General features: G+C 54.5%; 14 protein-coding genes. 5 read left to right on the top strand and 9 right to left on the bottom strand.

Annotation, left to right across the window (positions count from 1 at the left end; genetic code table 11):
- Window positions 1-20 precede the first annotated feature (20 nt).
- The 5 genes from fliF to ICT70_RS07030 all read right to left on the bottom strand — a co-directional run bounded on the left by fliF (window position 21) and on the right by ICT70_RS07030 (window position 5,376).
- Window positions 21-1,643, bottom strand: coding sequence for a flagellar basal-body MS-ring/collar protein FliF (fliF, locus tag ICT70_RS07050; RefSeq protein WP_191154907.1), 1,623 nt, complete (start codon window positions 1,641-1,643; stop codon window positions 21-23).
- Between the two features lie 134 nt (window positions 1,644-1,777).
- Complete coding sequence (fliE, locus tag ICT70_RS07045; protein WP_224746885.1) at window positions 1,778-2,083, bottom strand: flagellar hook-basal body complex protein FliE; 306 nt, start codon at window positions 2,081-2,083, stop codon at window positions 1,778-1,780.
- 5 nt (window positions 2,084-2,088) lie between these two features.
- Window positions 2,089-2,520, bottom strand: a complete 432-nt coding sequence (gene flgC, locus ICT70_RS07040) for a flagellar basal body rod protein FlgC (protein WP_191154905.1) — start codon at window positions 2,518-2,520, stop codon at window positions 2,089-2,091.
- A gap of 17 nt (window positions 2,521-2,537) precedes the next feature.
- Window positions 2,538-2,942: a flagellar basal body rod protein FlgB gene (flgB, locus tag ICT70_RS07035; protein ID WP_191154903.1), complete on the bottom strand. Its 405-nt coding sequence runs from the start codon at window positions 2,940-2,942 to the stop codon at window positions 2,538-2,540.
- 40 nt (window positions 2,943-2,982) lie between these two features.
- On the bottom strand, window positions 2,983-5,376 hold the full coding sequence (locus ICT70_RS07030) for a tetratricopeptide repeat protein (protein WP_191154901.1): 2,394 nt from the start codon (window positions 5,374-5,376) through the stop codon (window positions 2,983-2,985).
- A gap of 452 nt (window positions 5,377-5,828) precedes the next feature.
- Here ICT70_RS07030 and ICT70_RS07025 point away from each other — a divergent pair, with 452 nt between their 5' ends.
- The 3 genes from ICT70_RS07025 to ICT70_RS07015 all read left to right on the top strand — a co-directional run bounded on the left by ICT70_RS07025 (window position 5,829) and on the right by ICT70_RS07015 (window position 8,953).
- Window positions 5,829-7,556 carry a molybdopterin-dependent oxidoreductase gene (locus ICT70_RS07025; RefSeq protein WP_224746884.1) on the top strand — a complete coding sequence of 576 codons (1,728 nt, stop codon included), beginning with the start codon at window positions 5,829-5,831 and terminating at the stop codon, window positions 7,554-7,556.
- Between the two features lie 78 nt (window positions 7,557-7,634).
- On the top strand, window positions 7,635-8,504 hold the full coding sequence (locus tag ICT70_RS07020) for a ChaN family lipoprotein (RefSeq protein WP_191154895.1): 870 nt from the start codon (window positions 7,635-7,637) through the stop codon (window positions 8,502-8,504).
- A complete protein-coding gene (locus ICT70_RS07015; RefSeq protein WP_191154893.1) occupies window positions 8,504-8,953 on the top strand; it encodes a YaiI/YqxD family protein in 450 nt (149 codons plus the stop codon). The genes ICT70_RS07020 and ICT70_RS07015 overlap by 1 nt, the downstream gene beginning before the upstream one ends.
- 150 nt (window positions 8,954-9,103) lie before the next feature.
- Here ICT70_RS07015 and ICT70_RS07010 read toward each other — a convergent pair whose 3' ends face one another.
- Both ICT70_RS07010 and ICT70_RS07005 read right to left on the bottom strand, forming a co-directional pair.
- A complete protein-coding gene (locus ICT70_RS07010) occupies window positions 9,104-9,376 on the bottom strand; it encodes a hypothetical protein (RefSeq protein ID WP_191154891.1) in 273 nt (90 codons plus the stop codon).
- Window positions 9,377-9,390: 14 nt separating this feature from the next.
- Window positions 9,391-11,010, bottom strand: coding sequence for a GLUG motif-containing protein (locus ICT70_RS07005; protein ID WP_191154889.1), 1,620 nt, complete (start codon window positions 11,008-11,010; stop codon window positions 9,391-9,393).
- Window positions 11,011-11,299: 289 nt separating this feature from the next.
- Between ICT70_RS07005 and ICT70_RS07000 the strand changes: the two genes are divergently transcribed.
- Complete coding sequence (locus ICT70_RS07000) at window positions 11,300-12,613, top strand: helix-turn-helix transcriptional regulator (protein WP_191154887.1); 1,314 nt, start codon at window positions 11,300-11,302, stop codon at window positions 12,611-12,613.
- Between the two features lie 99 nt (window positions 12,614-12,712).
- The gene (locus ICT70_RS06995) at window positions 12,713-13,588 is read left to right on the top strand and encodes a carboxylate/amino acid/amine transporter (RefSeq protein ID WP_224746883.1); all 876 of its coding nucleotides are present in this window, start codon (window positions 12,713-12,715) and stop codon (window positions 13,586-13,588) included.
- Window positions 13,589-13,593: 5 nt separating this feature from the next.
- Here the strand turns inward: ICT70_RS06995 and lspA are convergent, their stop codons facing one another.
- Both lspA and ileS read right to left on the bottom strand, forming a co-directional pair.
- Complete coding sequence (gene lspA / locus ICT70_RS06990; protein WP_191154885.1) at window positions 13,594-14,097, bottom strand: signal peptidase II; 504 nt, start codon at window positions 14,095-14,097, stop codon at window positions 13,594-13,596.
- A 1-nt stretch (window position 14,098) separates the two neighbouring features.
- Complete coding sequence (gene ileS / locus ICT70_RS06985; RefSeq protein WP_191154883.1) at window positions 14,099-16,879, bottom strand: isoleucine--tRNA ligase; 2,781 nt, start codon at window positions 16,877-16,879, stop codon at window positions 14,099-14,101.
- Window positions 16,880-16,928 lie beyond the last annotated feature (49 nt).

Below are 16,928 nucleotides of genomic sequence, written 5' to 3'. Positions count from 1 at the left end.
AAAATCAGATCAACACCAGATCAGGACTCAGCGGGCTCATGGCGCAACCAGTTTTTGACCACCTGGACCGGGAACATGTCACCGCCCAACACTTCCTGGCGGATTTGCGCCAGCGGATCGCCAGGGCCACCCAACAACGGGGTCGAAGATTGGCCACGCAGTTCATTTTCAAGCTCTTCGACGGTTTTCATCGGTTCAGTCTGCTCACCGGCGCCCCGCAGGGTGCGGAGCAACGGCTTCAGGAACAGCAGATAAACCATCAATGCAGCAATCGCCAACAGGCCATAACGGATCAAGGGCAACAACGGGTAGACTCGATCCACCATCGAGGGTTGCGGCAGGGTCATGTCACCAAAGGTGCTTTCAAAGGGCATAGAAACAACTGAGATCAGATCACCGCGGCCGTCATTGAGGCCCAAGGCGGTGCGTACCATCTGTTCGATTTCCTGGATTTCTCTAGCACTGCGCGGAGTGGTCACCGGCGCTTCGCCATCAGCACCAGGGGTCACTCGATCGGCCACCAGCACCGAAACCGACAGGTTCTTCACCGCTCCGACAGATTCTACCGTCTTGCTGACCACCTTGCTCAATTCATAGTTGACGGTTTCTTCGGTCCGACTGGAAGGGATATTGGTCATTACTCCGGCGCCACCCTCTTCCAGATTGGCCACAACCCCGGGGACACCACCGGTGATCTGCCGGCCGCCTTCTTCATTCATGGTCTGTTCACTTACCACCACCGTACCCCGTGGATCATAGGCTTCCTCAACCCGCTCACGTTGATCAAAATCGATGCCGGCATTCACTTTAACCAGGGCATTGCCTACCCCGAGAGCGCGGTCCAACAAGGTCTGGGCGCGATGTTCCAGACGACTCTCCATGGTTTGCTGGTAGCTCAGCATTCCCGGCGTCATGGGCCCGGGCATTTCATCGTTGCGATTGTTGGACAGGGTACGGCCATTGGAATCGACGACGGTGACATGTTCCGGTTCAAGTCCTTCGACACTACCGGATACCAGATGAACGATCCCCTGGACCTGGGTATCGCGCAAGGTGCGGCCGGCGACCAGCTTGACAATGACCGAAGCAGTAGCAGGTTGCTGCTGTTCACGAAACAGGCGTTTTTCCGGCAGGGCGAGATGGATCCGCGCCGCTTCCACCGGTGCCAGGGAGGTGATGGTGCGGGTCAATTCCCCCTGCAGAGCGCGGCGGTAGTTGACCTTCTGGGTGAAGTCGGTCATGCCGAAGCTCTGCTTGTCAAAAATTTCAAAGCCGACCCCGCCATCGGCCAGTCCGGAACCGGCCAACTCGAGCCGTGCCTCATAAACCTGATCGGCGGGGATCATGATCATGGTACCGTTACCTTCCAGACGATAGGGAATCTTGCGATCCTTCAGCCATTGCACCACCTCGGCCGCATCACGACTGGGAAGATTGGCAAACAGCAGACTGTAATCAGCCACCCGCGCCTGCATAATGATCAGGCTGAAGAGCAACATGCTGACCACCGCAACCCCGACCAGGCTGAGTTTACGCGCCATCGACCAGGCGGCAATCACATCGATGAAGGTTTGTTTTTTGTTGCTGCCGGCGGCGGCGCCTTCATCACTGGTACCGATCAAAGCCGGTTTGTCCTCAGCCATCGACTTGCTCCTTTTTCACTGGTTCTTGACCAAACAATGAACTCGCTTTTCCCAACCACGACCCACGACCCACGACCCACTACCCACTACCCACTACCCACTACCCACTACCCACTACCGAAACTTTATCCAACCTAGACCTGCATGCGCATCACTTCCTGATAGGCCTCAACCGCCTTATTGCGCACCTGAACCATCATGCGTAACGAAATATCTGCCTCTTCCAGGCGGATCATCGCTTCATGGAGGTTTTTGGTATCCCCGGCGACAATATTTTCAGCAGCGCGGTCGGCCGTTATCTGCGCCTGATTCACTCCGGCAATAGAAGCCTTCAGGGCCTCGGCAAACTTGTCACCAATCTGTTGAACCGGTGCGGTCCGTGGGTGCGCCAGGCTTTTGAGTTGGGTTGCGAGTGTGACATCCGTAATATGTTTCATCATTCACCTCAACGTCCGATATCCAGGGCTTTAAGAGCCATTCTTTTTGCCGCCTTGACCACGGTGACATTGGCCTCGTAGGCCCGCGATGCCGACATCATGTCGGCCGTCTCCTCAACCAGGCTGATGTCAGGCATGGCCACCGTGCCGTTTTCGTCTGCATCCGGGTGGGACGGGTCATACACCAACCGGGGGGGGCGATCGCTGGCCTGAATATGGGACACGCGCACCGCATGAGCCGCATCGCGCATCCGGTTATCGAGGGTAGCGGCAAAGTCTTGCTGGGTACTCTGAAACACTACTTCACGCTTGCGATAGGGGCCACCATCCGGGGTGCGGGTGGTTTCAATATTGGCCAGATTGGAACTGATGGCATTAAGCCGGGTGCGTTGCGCTTTTAATGCCGATGAGCTGATTTTCATACTGTTGAACAGATCCATAAAACCTCCTTAGCGCCTTATCGACCATCCGACACGGCGTACTTGAGCATCGTCAACTTCTTCTTTAAAATTTGGGTGCCGGCTTCATAGAGCAGCTGGTTCTCCGCCAGAGAAAACATCTCTTCATCAAGGGAGACGGTATTACCGTCACCAATGTCGCTGGTATCGACATTACGGTGAATACGCCCCTGAATCTGGTTAAGGCTGGCACCGTTGACCGGGAGGTGACGGGCGTGTGCCGGCTTGGTGTTCATTTCCGGGCGCTTGATGGCCTGCTGCAGATCGTCCTCAAAACTCAGCTTGCGGGCACTGTATCCAGGGGTGTCGGCGTTGGCCATGTTGCCCGCAATCACCTGCTGGTTCCGGGCACGCAGATCGAGACTCTTTTCAAGAACCGCAAGGGTACGATCAGTTATTTTCATGGGTCACTCCTGACTGTTTTTTGACACTTGGGTAAAAATTTCAGCGTTCCAGCTGTATGAGCAAATCCCGCGCCAACTTTCCCCAGGCGCTGTTGGCATCATCACCAATCAGGGCCTGCAACTGCGCTAAAGCCGCCGGCCGTTGACCTCGCTGAAGCAGCATCTGGGCGCTGCGGTAACGCGCCTGGGATGAAAAATCGGGATCATCAACCAGACCTTGATAGAGTCGCAATGACGAGGGTACGTTACCCAGCCGGTAATAGGATTCGGCCAGTCGGGCTTGCTCGCGTGGTAATAACGACTGAACGGCGGCAGCTCGTTCGAGGTTGTTGACGACCGCGGCAAAGTCATCCTGTTGCCAGTGAATAGCGGCGACGCGCAGATTGGCTTCCGGGGTATCCGGACGGTCACGGTGCTGAATCCTTTGACTGATCTCAGCGTCCAGTCCCTGCCGTTCCAGGCTGTCGATCAACAGCACAAACAAGGCGCCGGCATCAGCTCCGTCAGGGTATTGACTTAAATACTGGTGGGCATAGTCGCCGGCCGCCAGATACTGATCACGCTGCATGAAGCTTTGCGCCAGCGGTAGAAAAACATCTTTCTGGTCCGGGGTTCCGGCACTTTGGTTAAACAGGTAGAGCAGCACCCGCGATGAACGCTCATAAAGACCAAGACGATTAAATGCCCGCACCAGATTATTAAGAAAAGCCCGGTCATAACCACTGGCCAGCAACAATTCGCGATTCTGTTCCACCAGGACCACCGCCTGCAGATCGTTCCCTTGATCAAGCAGCTGCTCAACGACAATCGGTAATTGTTGGCTTAGCAGAATATTGGCTTCGCGCCGCAGTGGTGAGCCGGCAAAATCGCGGCGAAAACGCATCAGGCGGTTAACACTGGTTTGATGGTCAGCGGCCAGAAACCACACCAGGATTTCTTTGAAAAAAGCCTCTTCACGTAAGGTGCGGATCTGCGAACGTTTTCCGATGGCCTCATATTCACCGGCCATGGCAGCAATGGTCGTCTCTTGAGCATTCATCATCCGGATATCGAGCAAACGCAAGGCGGCCCGATCTCCCCCTTCGCTGCGCGGGTAATCCTGGGTTGTACGCTCCAGCCCGATCCACCCCCAGTCCGGATCACCGGCCTCAAAAACTGCGGCAGCGGCAGCGAAATGGATCATATCGGCACCCTGTTCACGGCTAAAGGCCAATGCCAGGGGTTGATAAAGGCGACGGGAGAATTCAAAATCCCGGGTCTGGAATGCCGCGTGGGCGGCGCGCTGGCAGGATGCGTAATAAAATTCGCACAATAACGGTTCGTCAGCCAATTCCCGGTAGGTGCTCAGGGCACGACTACGCTCTGACAATCCAGCCAGGGCATCAGCCAGGCGAATCCGGCGAACCTCTTCCAGCTGGTCAGGCCAGGACAATCCCTCCTCCCGCAACAGATCAAGCGCCAGTTGATGCTGGGACGCAGCCAGCGCCGCTTCGGCGTGAAGCAGACGTATCGGCCCGGCGAGAGGATGATCCTCGGACACATCGGTCAGATGGATTTGCAGATGGAGCAGGGCACCGATGGCATTATCACGCGCAGCCTCTCCCCACGCTGTCAAATAATCGACACGGATTTGCTCATCGCCACCTAGATCCCTCAGCGCCCCCAAACGCGCTAATCCGGCGGCATAAGATCCTGTGCGTAAATAAGCATCCCCCATCATCAGATCGCGCTGACGTCTTTCTTCAGCATTCACACCCTGGAACGCCATACCGCTCTGGAGCAGACTTAAAAACATCCCTTCATCTGCAAGTTGCTGTAATGGCAACAAGGCGCTGTCGGTGGCGGCATCCAGTGGTGGCGGGGGAGTCAGGCGCTGGGGGATACGAATGTCCCAGTCGCTACGATAATCGCGGAAAAACGCCAGCCAGTTGTCTTCCCAGGGTGATTGCTGCTGCAGGTGCAGGGCGACCGTGCCGCCACGGCGGGAAGGGACATCGGTCATACGAAAAGCGATCCCTGGACGGGCCGCGTCATCACCAATCCATTCAATATCCAGGACGATCCGGGCCGGATTGTTCAGCGCCTCAGCACTCACACGCAGTGGCGGACGCCGCATCAACATGGAAACCAGCAGATCGTTATGACGGCGGATCAGGGTCATGCGCACGACGGTACCATCCTCGGGCAGGGCTTGCAGAGTCGAGTCCGAACTCGCCCCGGCGAGAAGAAGATCGATTCGTTGACCTGATGAATCAACGCTGAAGTCCGTTGGTTGCGACAGCATAACGGTCACCCGGGTGCGACTTGGGTCTTCCTGCTTCTGAATCCCACTAACCGTCGTTGCAGCTTTGGCCGGCAGCACCAGACTCAGAAAGAACAACAACAGAAACAGGCCAACGCCAATAATTTTTTTCCAGGTCAACAATGGGGTCATGCGTTCCTCCGGCAATGGTCAAAGCACATCAGCGAGGATCAATGGCGAGAATCATGCCAATCCGCCGGAATCACTCTTATCCTACTATTTTTATTGGTATTTTTATTTTTACAAAAACTAAAACGAGCTTATAGGGAAGACTCTCTCAACCATGGTCAGTATTTTGACAGGCACGGGTTTAAGCGTCAGCTTCAAGAATATTCAGCAATTGACCCATTCGGTTTATATCGATTGAGCGCCAGCCCAACAATCCAACCATAGTGAATTGCTTCAATCAGGGGCTCCTGCTAAAGTAGCTCCGTTAAAATGAGATATCATTCGTATCTGTTCAGCCCAGTCCTTGCGCAGGGTCGGGGTTCCTGTGGCAAGGGTGTTTGTCGCCATGGATGGCGACAACAAGCGGTCATGGATGACGAAAAGCGTCCCTTGCCATAGGATCCCCGACCCGGTGCATGATAGTTACGATCATTCTTGTCAATCACAGCCAAAGGGCCCAGACCATGAATTTTTTCTGCAGCAAAGACTGTCCGGATCTCTGTGGGATGGATATTCACAGTGAAGAAAACATGATCAGTTACCGGGCCGAACCCCAACCGTGGAGTTCTCCCGGCTTTATCTGTTCAAAATTCAAAGATTTCGCCACCCGTGAAATCAACAACGGTCTGCGGTCGTGGCAAAAAACCGGGGACGACATACAGCATTTCCCTGATACCGCCGACGGTCTGGGTGCTCTTGCCAAGTGGCTGGCCCCTTACCGTAACAAAAACATCCTCTACCTGCGCGGATCCGGCAGTCTGGGCTACAACATGGGTTACTGGGATCAGCTGTTCGCCGCCTTTCCCCATTGTGTCACGGTCAACAGCGATCCCTGCAATGCCACCGGTGGCAAAGCCCACAGGCTGGACTTCGGCTGCGTCAGCAACCCTTGTGTCACCCATCTTGCCGAGGCCGAAACCATTATTCTGTACGGCAAAAATGCTGCGGTCACCTCACCCCATCTGTACAGCTATCTGAAAAAGCTGAAAAAATCGGGCAGTGAAATCATTCTGATTGATCCAGTCAGAACTGCCACTGTCAGCCTTGCCGATTACTTCATTCAGATTCAGCCGGCCTGTGATGGTCTGCTCGCCTGTGCTCTGCTGACGGAGCTGGGGCATGAACGGGACTACCCGATCCCTCAGCTTCTTGAAACTGCGGGAGTAGCTCACGAAGACTTCGCCCTGCTGCTCGACCGTTTGCGCCACAAAAAGGTCGCCCATATCCAGGGCATGGGACTGCAGCGCCAGGAAAACGGTATGAACGCCATGCGCTGGATCAACCGCCTGGTTCACTTTACGGCAGGGGAAGAACGTCTCTACTACGGTCATAAATCCAAACGCCGCTGGCAGCCACACCCGGTGCGTTTCAGTAAGGAACTTTCCCTGGATGAGATAACAGTACGTCTCGCAGCAGGAGAATTCGATCTGTTTGTCAACATTGCCGTCAATCCGGTAGTAACCTATGCCGACAGTAACCTCTGGATTCGCGCTCTGAACCGCACCCCCACCCTGGTAGTCGATACGAATATGACAACAACGGCTACCTATGCTGACTTTTTCCTTAAGGTCGGTGGCATGTTCGCGCAAGCAGATTTTCAGGGCAGCTACTTTTTCCCCCACCATTATTCGCGCCCCGCCCTTACTGATGAGCTCAGTGACATGCAGGCGGCCCACGCCCTGGCAAAAAAGCTCAACATTCCGCTGATCCGCACCCCTGAAGAGAATTTGCGCGCACCAGCACCAGCACCACGCAAATACCAAACACAAAGCCTTGATCTGCACTGGCCACAAGAGATGAAGGATTTTCGATTACTGACCGCCTCGCACCTTGACTACCTGAATTCGCAGATAATGAACGGACAGGAAGAAGGTCTTCAGGTTATTCACATCAACCCCCTGGATGCCGAACAAAAGGAAATAGCAAGCGGCGATCACCTGCGCGTCGAAGGGGATTGCGGCGCCTTCAGCGCTCAGGCCCTGATCACGGATGAGGTGCGTGCGGGCACCCTGATGTGCTGGAAAAACCTGCCCATGCTCGATGGCTTCTGCAACAGTGCGGTTCCCGGCCGCCTGACCGATGGCGAAACCGGTCTGGCCTATTACGCTGCCGAGGTGCGCATCTTTAAGATCAACGGCGGCTGATTGGCCGCTCCCTTGACCCCGCACATGAGTGCAACGCACAATAGGATCCAGACTCAAATAATCACGTGGAGGATGACCATGCGTTCTGTCCGTATGTTGTTACTGATCACCATCATCTTGTGGTTCCAGGTTATTTCAGCGTCAGCCCATCCCCATATACTTCATGTCGCTACGGGAGAAATACTCGATTTCCGGCAGCTGGTCGAGAAACTCGAACAAACCCGCGTGGTTTTTATCGGTGAACAACATGATCATGCCGGACACCATCAGATGCAGCTCGAAGTAATTCGTACCCTTGCCAAACAACAAGAAGTCGCCATCGGTCTGGAGATGTTTCAGGCTGAAGATCAGCAGGCGCTGGATGACTGGATAGCCGGTACCAGCAGTGTCGAAGAGTTTCGGCAGATTTACCAACGCAATTGGGGGTGGTGGTCGCTCTATGAGCCAATTTTTAGCTATGCCCGCCAACAGCAGATTCCCATGGTCGGCATCAACCTGCCGCGCAGCATCACCCGCCAGGTGGCAATTAGCGGTTTTTCGTCATTAGACCAGGAGCAGGTCAGTTTTCTTGGTGGCATGACCTGCAGTGTCGATGCCACATATGAAGATTTTATCCGTCGCGCCGTTGGGAGCCACGGTCATGGCAGCTTCGATTTTCTTAACTTCTGCGAAGCGCAACTGGTGTGGGATAAAGCCATGGCAGGTTATATGTCCCGCTATATTCAGAACAACCCCAAGCAAACCGCCATCGTCCTGGCCGGCAATGGCCACGCCTGGAAATATGGCATACCAACGCAGATGGCTGATGTTGGCTACAAAGACTATCTGGTCCTGCTACCGGAAGTCGCCGGACGCCTGACCCGTCATCAGGTCACGTTGGAAGATGCAGATTTTTTATGGCTGGATGAGGGCGAGGGTTCTTGGATAGCGAATGAAGAGTATAACTGATGCATATCTGGGTTGATGCCGACGCCTGTCCAGCGACGATCAAGGAAATTTTGTTTCGTGCCGCCCAGCGCACCGGTCTGAAGTTGACCCTGGTGGCCAATCACGGCATGCGCATTCCGTCTTCTCCAGACATCTCCTTCGTGCTGGTTGCCGCCGGCAGCGATGTCGCCGACAACGAGATCGTCAAACGCTTAAGCACAGGTGATCTGGTGGTGACCGCCGACATCCCCCTGGCCGCCGAAGTGGTCGCCAAGGGCGCCGTCGCCCTTGATCCGCGCGGTGAACTCTATACCGAGGAGAATGTCCGCGCCCGGCTCAATGTTCGTGATTTTATGGAAAGCCTGCGCAACAGCGGAGTTGAAACCGGCGGCCCGGCAGCGTTAACCGCCAAGGACCGCCAAGTGTTTGCCAATCGGTTGGACACTATTCTCCAACAGCGTAAACGCTGAGAAAAACTTGTTTTCCGGATAACACTTGGCTGTTCAAAAAAAAGGCCGACGCTTTTTTAGCGTCGGCCTCGCCCCTCTCCCCAACCCTGTCCCTCACGGAGAGGGGATGAGTTACCAGCTACGAAAGAGTCGTAATAAGCAGTAAAATTATTAGCGGACGCCGTCTCCCAGAATTAATGTCGCACTCCCGGCCAGCAGGGTGACATATCTTTGATCGTCCTCAAAAACATGGCGCACGGCGATCTGCGTCTCGTCATCGGTGGGTTTAAGCACATCGCCGTCATAGAGTTCATATTCTTCATTGAGTTGCATCACAATAACGCCGTCTTGCGCCGCGCTGCTACGATTGCTACTGCCGCAGCCGGCGAGCCAGAACAGACCACCGAGGACCACAAGGATCAGAAAAACAGATTTTTTAGGCATATAAATTCTCCTTATCAGAAGCGAATTTCGCGGGTAACCTGGGTTTTGATACGGATTTGCAGACCATCGGTTGCATCTTCCTCGATGACAATCTGATTGCCCGCCTCGAACGTGTCGATATCCCGCGCCAGGGTGGAAAAGGCTCTCTCCCAGGCGTCACCATCTTTGATCTCAAACCAGGTGCGGCTTTCACCGTCGCCATCGGTGATCGCAACCGCTCGCACTTCACTAAAGCCTGCACGCGTCACCGCCATCCAGCCGCCATGAAGTTCTTCAATGCCTGTCGAGTTTGAGTTTTCATCGGTGATGGTGCTTTGCACGCGGGTTTGCGCAGCGTCAGGGTCAGGCTCTACGACATGCCCCGCCTGGATGTCCCCCTCTTTTTCAACGAGCCATACTTGGGCAGCGCCAAACACGAAATGTTTCTGCCAGTCCAAATAGGGCAAAGTCGCCGCTTCGACGATATTCCAGGTCGCATTAAAATCCCAGCCCGTGAAGGTCACTGCCTGTTGCAGTTCAGCGGTGGTTTTAGGCTCTCCTTTGCCGCTGTCATCCTTATCGTTAGTATCGCTGTTGTAATATGAGGCAACAATTGTTGCATTCGAGAGTTTTCCAATCAGACCGCCAACATGGGGGCCTGCCGAAACCACCACGCCTGTAGCGTAGGAGTTTTTGACCATATCAGCCCCACTCACGCCACTGAGTTCACCGACAAGTCCGCCTACTTCTTCATCGCCAGTCACAGCACCTGACGCGTAGGAATCTACGATGGAAGACTGGCTCGCGGTTCCCACCAGTCCACCGATACGCAAATTTCCGTTGACATCACCGGTAGCATAGGATGCGTCAATTTTAGCATCTTCGGCGTCGAGATCACCCACCAAGCCGCCGACGGTATTGCCTCCCGTAACCTTACCCGTTGCATAAGAGGAAGAGACCTTACCGTCCAATCGTCCAATGAGTCCACCAATGGCACTTAATGTGCCAGAGACCGTGCCGGTGGCATAAGATTGGGTAATGTTGGTGGACTTTAAGGCATATCCAACCAAACCGCCAACGCGCCCCCCACTCTTGACCGCGCCCGTGGCAAAAGACAGATTAATCTCTCCATCCGTCCGGCCAACCAGGCCACCCACGTCCTCAACACCTTGCACGCTGCCAGTGGCATGAGAAGTAGAAATTACAGAACCCAGCACCGCATAACCCACCAGCCCACCTACATTTCTATTGCCCCTGACATTGACATTGACCAGCCCGATATTTGAGATATTTGCCCCTTGGGTATAACCAAACAAACCAACCCCTTCGTTATTAGGGGTACTAGGCCTGACAATAAAAAGATTGGAAATAACATGTCCATTACCGTTGAAATGGCCAGTGAAGCGTGCGGCGTTAGCTCCGATGGGCTCCCACCCTTCCCCCGTATTATAGGGCGCGACATCCAAATCGATATCCGCAATCAGGATAAAGTGACTGTCGAGGTTAAGGCGCACGGCATCAAGCTGCTCGACCGTTGCTATCTCAAAGGGATGATCGAAAGAGCCATCACCTCCGGCAAATGGAGAAGGAATAGCCAGCGCGGTTGAAGAAAAAACAAATAGCGCCGATAGCAAAACGCAAATCCCTGCTAACAATCTGAAACACCTCATCTGAAACCCCTTTCCTTACTTTTATAAAACTCAGAAACCTGGCAACCAACCCCACTCATTCGGAAAACAAATGACATGCGTGGTCGGATGGAAAAACTGCCCAACACCGGAACTTGAATCTGAAATTTTTCTAACAACTACCAAATGTTGTTGCTCTTAAAAAGTCGACTTTTTGTAAACCTTGCATTTATTTTTGCTTCCCTATACTATTTGAAAATATCAATATTCTGCCAAGCCATTGAAATAACAAACTTTTAACAAAAGCCACTAAATAATGTCCAAATTATCCCCTCTGTTACCGACCCTGTCCTTCGCCGCCTTTGTCTTTTGGCTGCTGGCGGTGCCGATGAATGGTCCGTTGATTGCGGGGATTGGTATTGATGATTCCATGCGCTGGTTTCTCTTGCCCCATGTGCTGGCGCTGGTAACCATTGGCACGTCCTTTTCCCGGCAACTTTTCACCCGTCTGGCTCCTATTGCCACCGTCCTGACTCCGGCTTTTTGTCTGTTGCTGCCGCTGGTGCCGGAATTGGGCAAACTGCTGCTGGTATTGCTCAGTTTTAGTGGCGCCTTTGTTGCGCTCGGGGCCTGTAAGCGCTTGCACTGTTCTCCATCCCCCCTGGTCAGTGCTGGCGGCGGATTGATTCTGGCGAATCTGGCGTTATTTGTTGTTTTTCGGCTTCCGGCAGCAGGGTTGCCGCTGTTTGCCCTGGCAACCCTGCCTCTATTCCTGCTGTTAGTGCCGACCGGAGAACAGCACCCGGTCCCGGTCGACAACAGCCTCAAGCTCAGCCACTACCTCCCTTTTATCCTGATTTTTCATGTCGTCAGCGGCCTGATGTACAGCGTCATTTATCCCGCGTATCAACAATTGGACGTACCGGGTGGGGTGGAGTTGCCTTTTTATATGGTGGCGGTGATTGCAGCGGTCTTTCTGGGGCGGATCAACCGCGAGATTCCGCTGATTTTGGGCGTGGTTTTAGGGATGGGAGCATTTATTGTACTGCAATGGGAACATGCTGCGGCCGTGACCCTCAGCCTGTTCATCATGCAGGCGGGGCAAGGGTTCATTGACCTGTTCCTGCTGGCGTTTTTGTTGCGCTTTAGCGACCCGCTACGGGCCTTTGGTATCGGCCTGGCGACCCTGTGTCTCGGCATCTATGGCGGGCAGATTCTCGGTGATTTACTCTCAGGCAGTGCCGGAACAGTAGCCATGTTCGGCCATCTTTTTCTGAACCTGGCGGTACTGTCCTTGTACCTGCTGCATCGCCGCCACCCCACGGCAGAGACCGAGATTCCCCCCGATCGACCGACCGCAATCGATCCCCTCGAAGCGGCCCCAAACAGTACGGATGAGATTTATATTCCCGATCATCTGCGCCTGCTGCTGTCCGAGCGCGAGCTTCTGGTACTGACCCAGAGCCTGAAAGGCACCACCTATAAAGAGATTGCCTCAGAACTCGACATTGCTGAATCCACCGTCAAAACCTACATGAAACGGATTTGCGACAAATGTGGCGTAACAGGCAAAAGAAACTTGCTGCAACAGCTTACACAACCAGGCAACCCGCCCTCAGCCTCAGGCTAACCCTACTAGTAAACCCTATTCCAGTTTATGGGTTGACTAGTGTGACATGTTTGAGTATCGTCCCCCTGTTTTTTCCACATCAACATAAACAAGGGGTTCATGATGGTTTATCTTGTCGGCATTACCCTGCTCTGGGCTTTTTCTTTCAGTCTTATCGGCGTTTATCTGGCCGGTCAGGTCGATTCCTACTTTTCTGTATTTATGCGCGTGGCGCTGGCGGCCCTGGTGTTTCTCCCCCTGCTGCGACCGATCCCGCTTAAACTCGCCGGTCAATTGATGGCTCTGGGCGCGATTCAGCTGGGGCTGATGTATGTTTTTTACTTCCACTCGTTTACCCTGCTCAGCGTCCCCGAAGTACTGATCTTCACTATTTTAACCCCCATCTATGTCACCCTGATCCATGATTTGCTGAAGCGGCGTTTCCGCCTGGGCTACCTGCTAACTGCGTTGCTGGCCGTTATCGGCGCGGCGATCATCCGTTACAGTCCGGTGGAAAGTCAGGTTTTTGCTGGATTCCTGGTGGTTCAGGGGGCTAATCTCTGCTTTGCCCTGGGGCAGGTTGGCTACAAGACATTGATTGAAAGAACGGCGACGAACCTGCCGCAACGTTATCTGTTCGGTTATTTTTACCTCGGCGCCCTGGCGGTGACCCTGGTCCTGTGGCTGGCCTTTGGCAACATGGACAAGTTACCGACAACCCATCTGCAATGGGGAATACTGGTTTACCTGGGAGTGATTGCTTCGGGACTGGGGTATTTTCTCTGGAACAAGGGGGCTACCCTGGTGGATGCCGGCACCCTGGCGATCATGAACAATGCGCTGATTCCCGCCGGGCTGATTGTCAACCTGTTGATCTGGAATCGTGATGCTGATCTGATACGTTTAAGCATTGGAGGTGGGGTACTGCTGGTATCACTGCTGGTACATGAGTGTTGGGTGAAAAAACCGGAACCCGTGGCAGATTCCGGCTGCTGAAACGATCAATCCTGAGGGGTTGCGTTGCGCTGACGCCTTTGCGCCAACTCTTCCTGCAGTGAAACAATAAGCAGGATCGCAACGCCGACACTGATCGCACTGTCAGCCACATTAAAAGCCGGCCAATGGTACTGATACCAGTGGACGCCGATAAAGTCGACCACCTCGCCCAGACGGATGCGGTCAATAACGTTGCCAATCGCACCGCCGAAAATCAGCCCGAGGGAGAAGTGCATCCCCCTGGCCGTCGCCGGCAGGCTCCGCAGGTACCAGAGGATCCCCACCACCGCAATCAATGCTACGGTCAAGAAAAACGGCAAGCGCCAGGGGCTGTCGGCGAGAATGCCAAAGGCGGCACCGGGGTTGCGCACATGGGTCAGGTAGAGGTGATTCTCGATCAGCACCTTGAATTGCCCAAGGGTGTAGTTACGCTCAAAATAGACCTTGGTGAGCTGATCAAGAATCAGCACAACCAAGGCGATACCGCAGAAGATACTGTATTTTTTCATTTCACTCCGCCGCCAGGGCCGCGACACAGCGCGAGCAAAGGCTTGGATGCTCGGCATGATCACCGACACTGGTGGCATAATTCCAGCAGCGTTCACATTTACTGCCCTCGGCGGCAACAACCTGCACTTTGAGTCCCGGCACCTGGGGAGAGGCCTCGACCTCAAGCGTGTCATGAGTCAATGCCACTTGCGATACAATGAAATAGGCCGGCAACAGCGGCAGATACTGGCTCAGTAATTCACGATATTCAGCGGGAACCTGAAGCACGACCTTGGCCTCCAACGACTGGCCAATCAGTTTTTCCGTTCGCGCCTTTTCCAACTGGCGTGAGACCTCGTTACGCACCTTGAGCAGCCGCTCGTAGGTGGCTTCCAGGGCATCATCCAGATCCGCCGTGGCAACCTCGGGAAAAGATGCCAGATGAACACTGACCGGCCGTTCACCGGGCAGGCGTTGCCAGATTTCATCAGCGGTAAAGCTCAAGACCGGCGCGATCAACCGGGTCAGTGTCTCAACAATACGGTACAAGGTGGTCCGGGCGCTGCGGTATTCGATGCTCGACGGGGCACTGGCGTACAGACGATCTTTTAAGATATCAAGATAAAAAGCACTTAAATCGATACTGCAGAAATTGTGGACGGCATGATAGAGCGTATGAAACTCGTAACGCTCATAAGCCTGACGCACCCGCTGGGTCAACCGGACCAGTCGTGACAAGGCCCAACGATCCAGCTCCAGCAGCTGTGATGAATCAACCTGATCGGCGGCAGGGTTAAAGTTGTTCAGGTTACCGAGCAGATAACGGGCGGTATTACGGATGCGCCGATAGGCGTCGGACAAGCGTTGCAGGGTTTCATCGCCGAGACGGATATCGTCGCGATAGTCAGTGGCGGCGACCCACAGGCGCAGAATCTCAGCACCGTACTTCTTGATGATTTCATCCGGAGCAATGACATTGCCCATCGACTTGGACATGGGGCGTCCGGCCTTGTCGAGCACAAAACCGTGGGTCAGTACCGCCTTGTAGGGGGCGCAATCTCTGGTACCAACCGATTCCAGCAAGCTGGAGTGAAACCAGCCGCGGTGCTGATCTGACCCTTCGAGGTAGAGATCGGCGGGGCTGTGAAGCTCATCCCGCAACTCACAAACAGCCGCATGGGACACGCCGGAATCAAACCAGACATCGAGGATGTCGGTTTCCTTGGTGAAGCGGTCATGGTTGCAAGCCGGACAGCGGGTGTCGGCCGGGAGCAGTTCGGCGGCGTCCTTCTCGAACCAGACATCACTGCCCGCCTCGTCAAACTGGTCGGCGATATGGTGCATGATGGCACCATCGTTGAGGGCTTCGCCACATTTCTCACAATACATGATGGTGATCGGCACCCCCCAACTGCGCTGCCGACTGACACACCAGTCGGGACGGGCTTCAATCATATTATAGATGCGGTCACGCCCCCAGGCCGGAATCCACTCGACCTGCTCAATCGCTGCGAGAGCCTTGTGACGCAGGTTGTTGTGTTCCATGCTGATGAACCATTGCTCGGTGGCGCGAAAAATAACCGGCTTTTTACAGCGCCAGCAGTGAGGATAGCTGTGGCTGAGGTCACTCTCATGCAACAGCGCCCCAACGTCAAGGAGCTTATCGTTGACCGCGCGGTTGGCCTCAGTCAGCTTCATACCGCCGAACAGCCCCAGTTCTTCGCGGTAGCGGCCATAATCATCCACCGGATTGTAGATCTCCAGGCCGTACTTAAGGCCGATCACATAGTCATCATGACCGTGCCCGGGAGCGGTATGAACACAACCGGTTCCGGCTTCGAGAGTAACATGATCACCAAGCATGATCAGGGAATTGCGCTGATAGAGGGGATGACGGCAATTTTTTTGATCGAACTCCGCCGCGTCAAGAGGCGCAACGACCCGGGCACCTTCGAGGCCAAGGGCGGCTTCTACCTTTTCGCGCAATCCTTCGGCAACCACCAGGTAGTCCGTCCCCGTGTCAATCACCACATAGGGCAGCTCCGGATTCAGGCTGATGCCAAGATTGGCGGGAATGGTCCAGGGAGTTGTCGTCCAGATGACAAAACTCAAGGGTTTATCGGTCAGCTGCGCCAACGACTTCGGCAAGGCATCAGCATAGGGGAATTTGACATAGATCGAAGGGGAGCTGTGGTCGGCGTACTCGACTTCGGCTTCAGCCAGAGCGGTGACACAGGAGGCACACCAGTGAATCGGCTTTTTCCCTTTAAACAGGGAACCGCGTTCGGCCAGACGTGCAAGCTCACGGGCGGTGGTTGCTTCATAGCCGGTGGTCATGGTCAGGTAAGGGTCGGCCCAATTACCAAAAATCCCCAGGCGCTGGAATTCCTCTGACTGGGTGGCAACCCACACCTTGGCATATTCACGGCATTCGCGGCGAAATTCGGTTTTGCTCATCTCGCGCTTCTTTTTGCCGAGCTTTTTATCAACCATCAGCTCAATCGGCAAACCGTGACAATCCCAGCCGGGGACGTAGGGAGTATGGAACCCTTCCATCCGCTTGCTCTTGACGATGATATCCTTGAGCACCTTGTTCAGGGCGTGGCCCATGTGGATATGGCCGTTGGCATAAGGGGGGCCATCATGCAGGATAAATTTCTGCTTGCCGCTATTGGCCTCTTCGAGCTGGCGATTGAGATCGGCCTGCTGCCACTGGGCGAGGATTTCCGGCTCACGCACCGGCAGATTGGCGCGCATGGGAAAATCGGTGACAGGTAAATTGAGGGTGTCTTTATAGTCCATGAGTTGTCTCTCCACGGGGCTTGAAATGCCCTGATATAATAGTGTTGTC

Source organism: Pelovirga terrestris (genome assembly GCF_014773365.1).
Taxonomy (GTDB): domain Bacteria; phylum Desulfobacterota; class Desulfuromonadia; order Desulfuromonadales; family Geopsychrobacteraceae; genus Pelovirga; species Pelovirga terrestris.
Note: the sequence above shows the minus strand (reverse complement) of the source record. Positions and strands in the feature narration are given on the sequence as shown.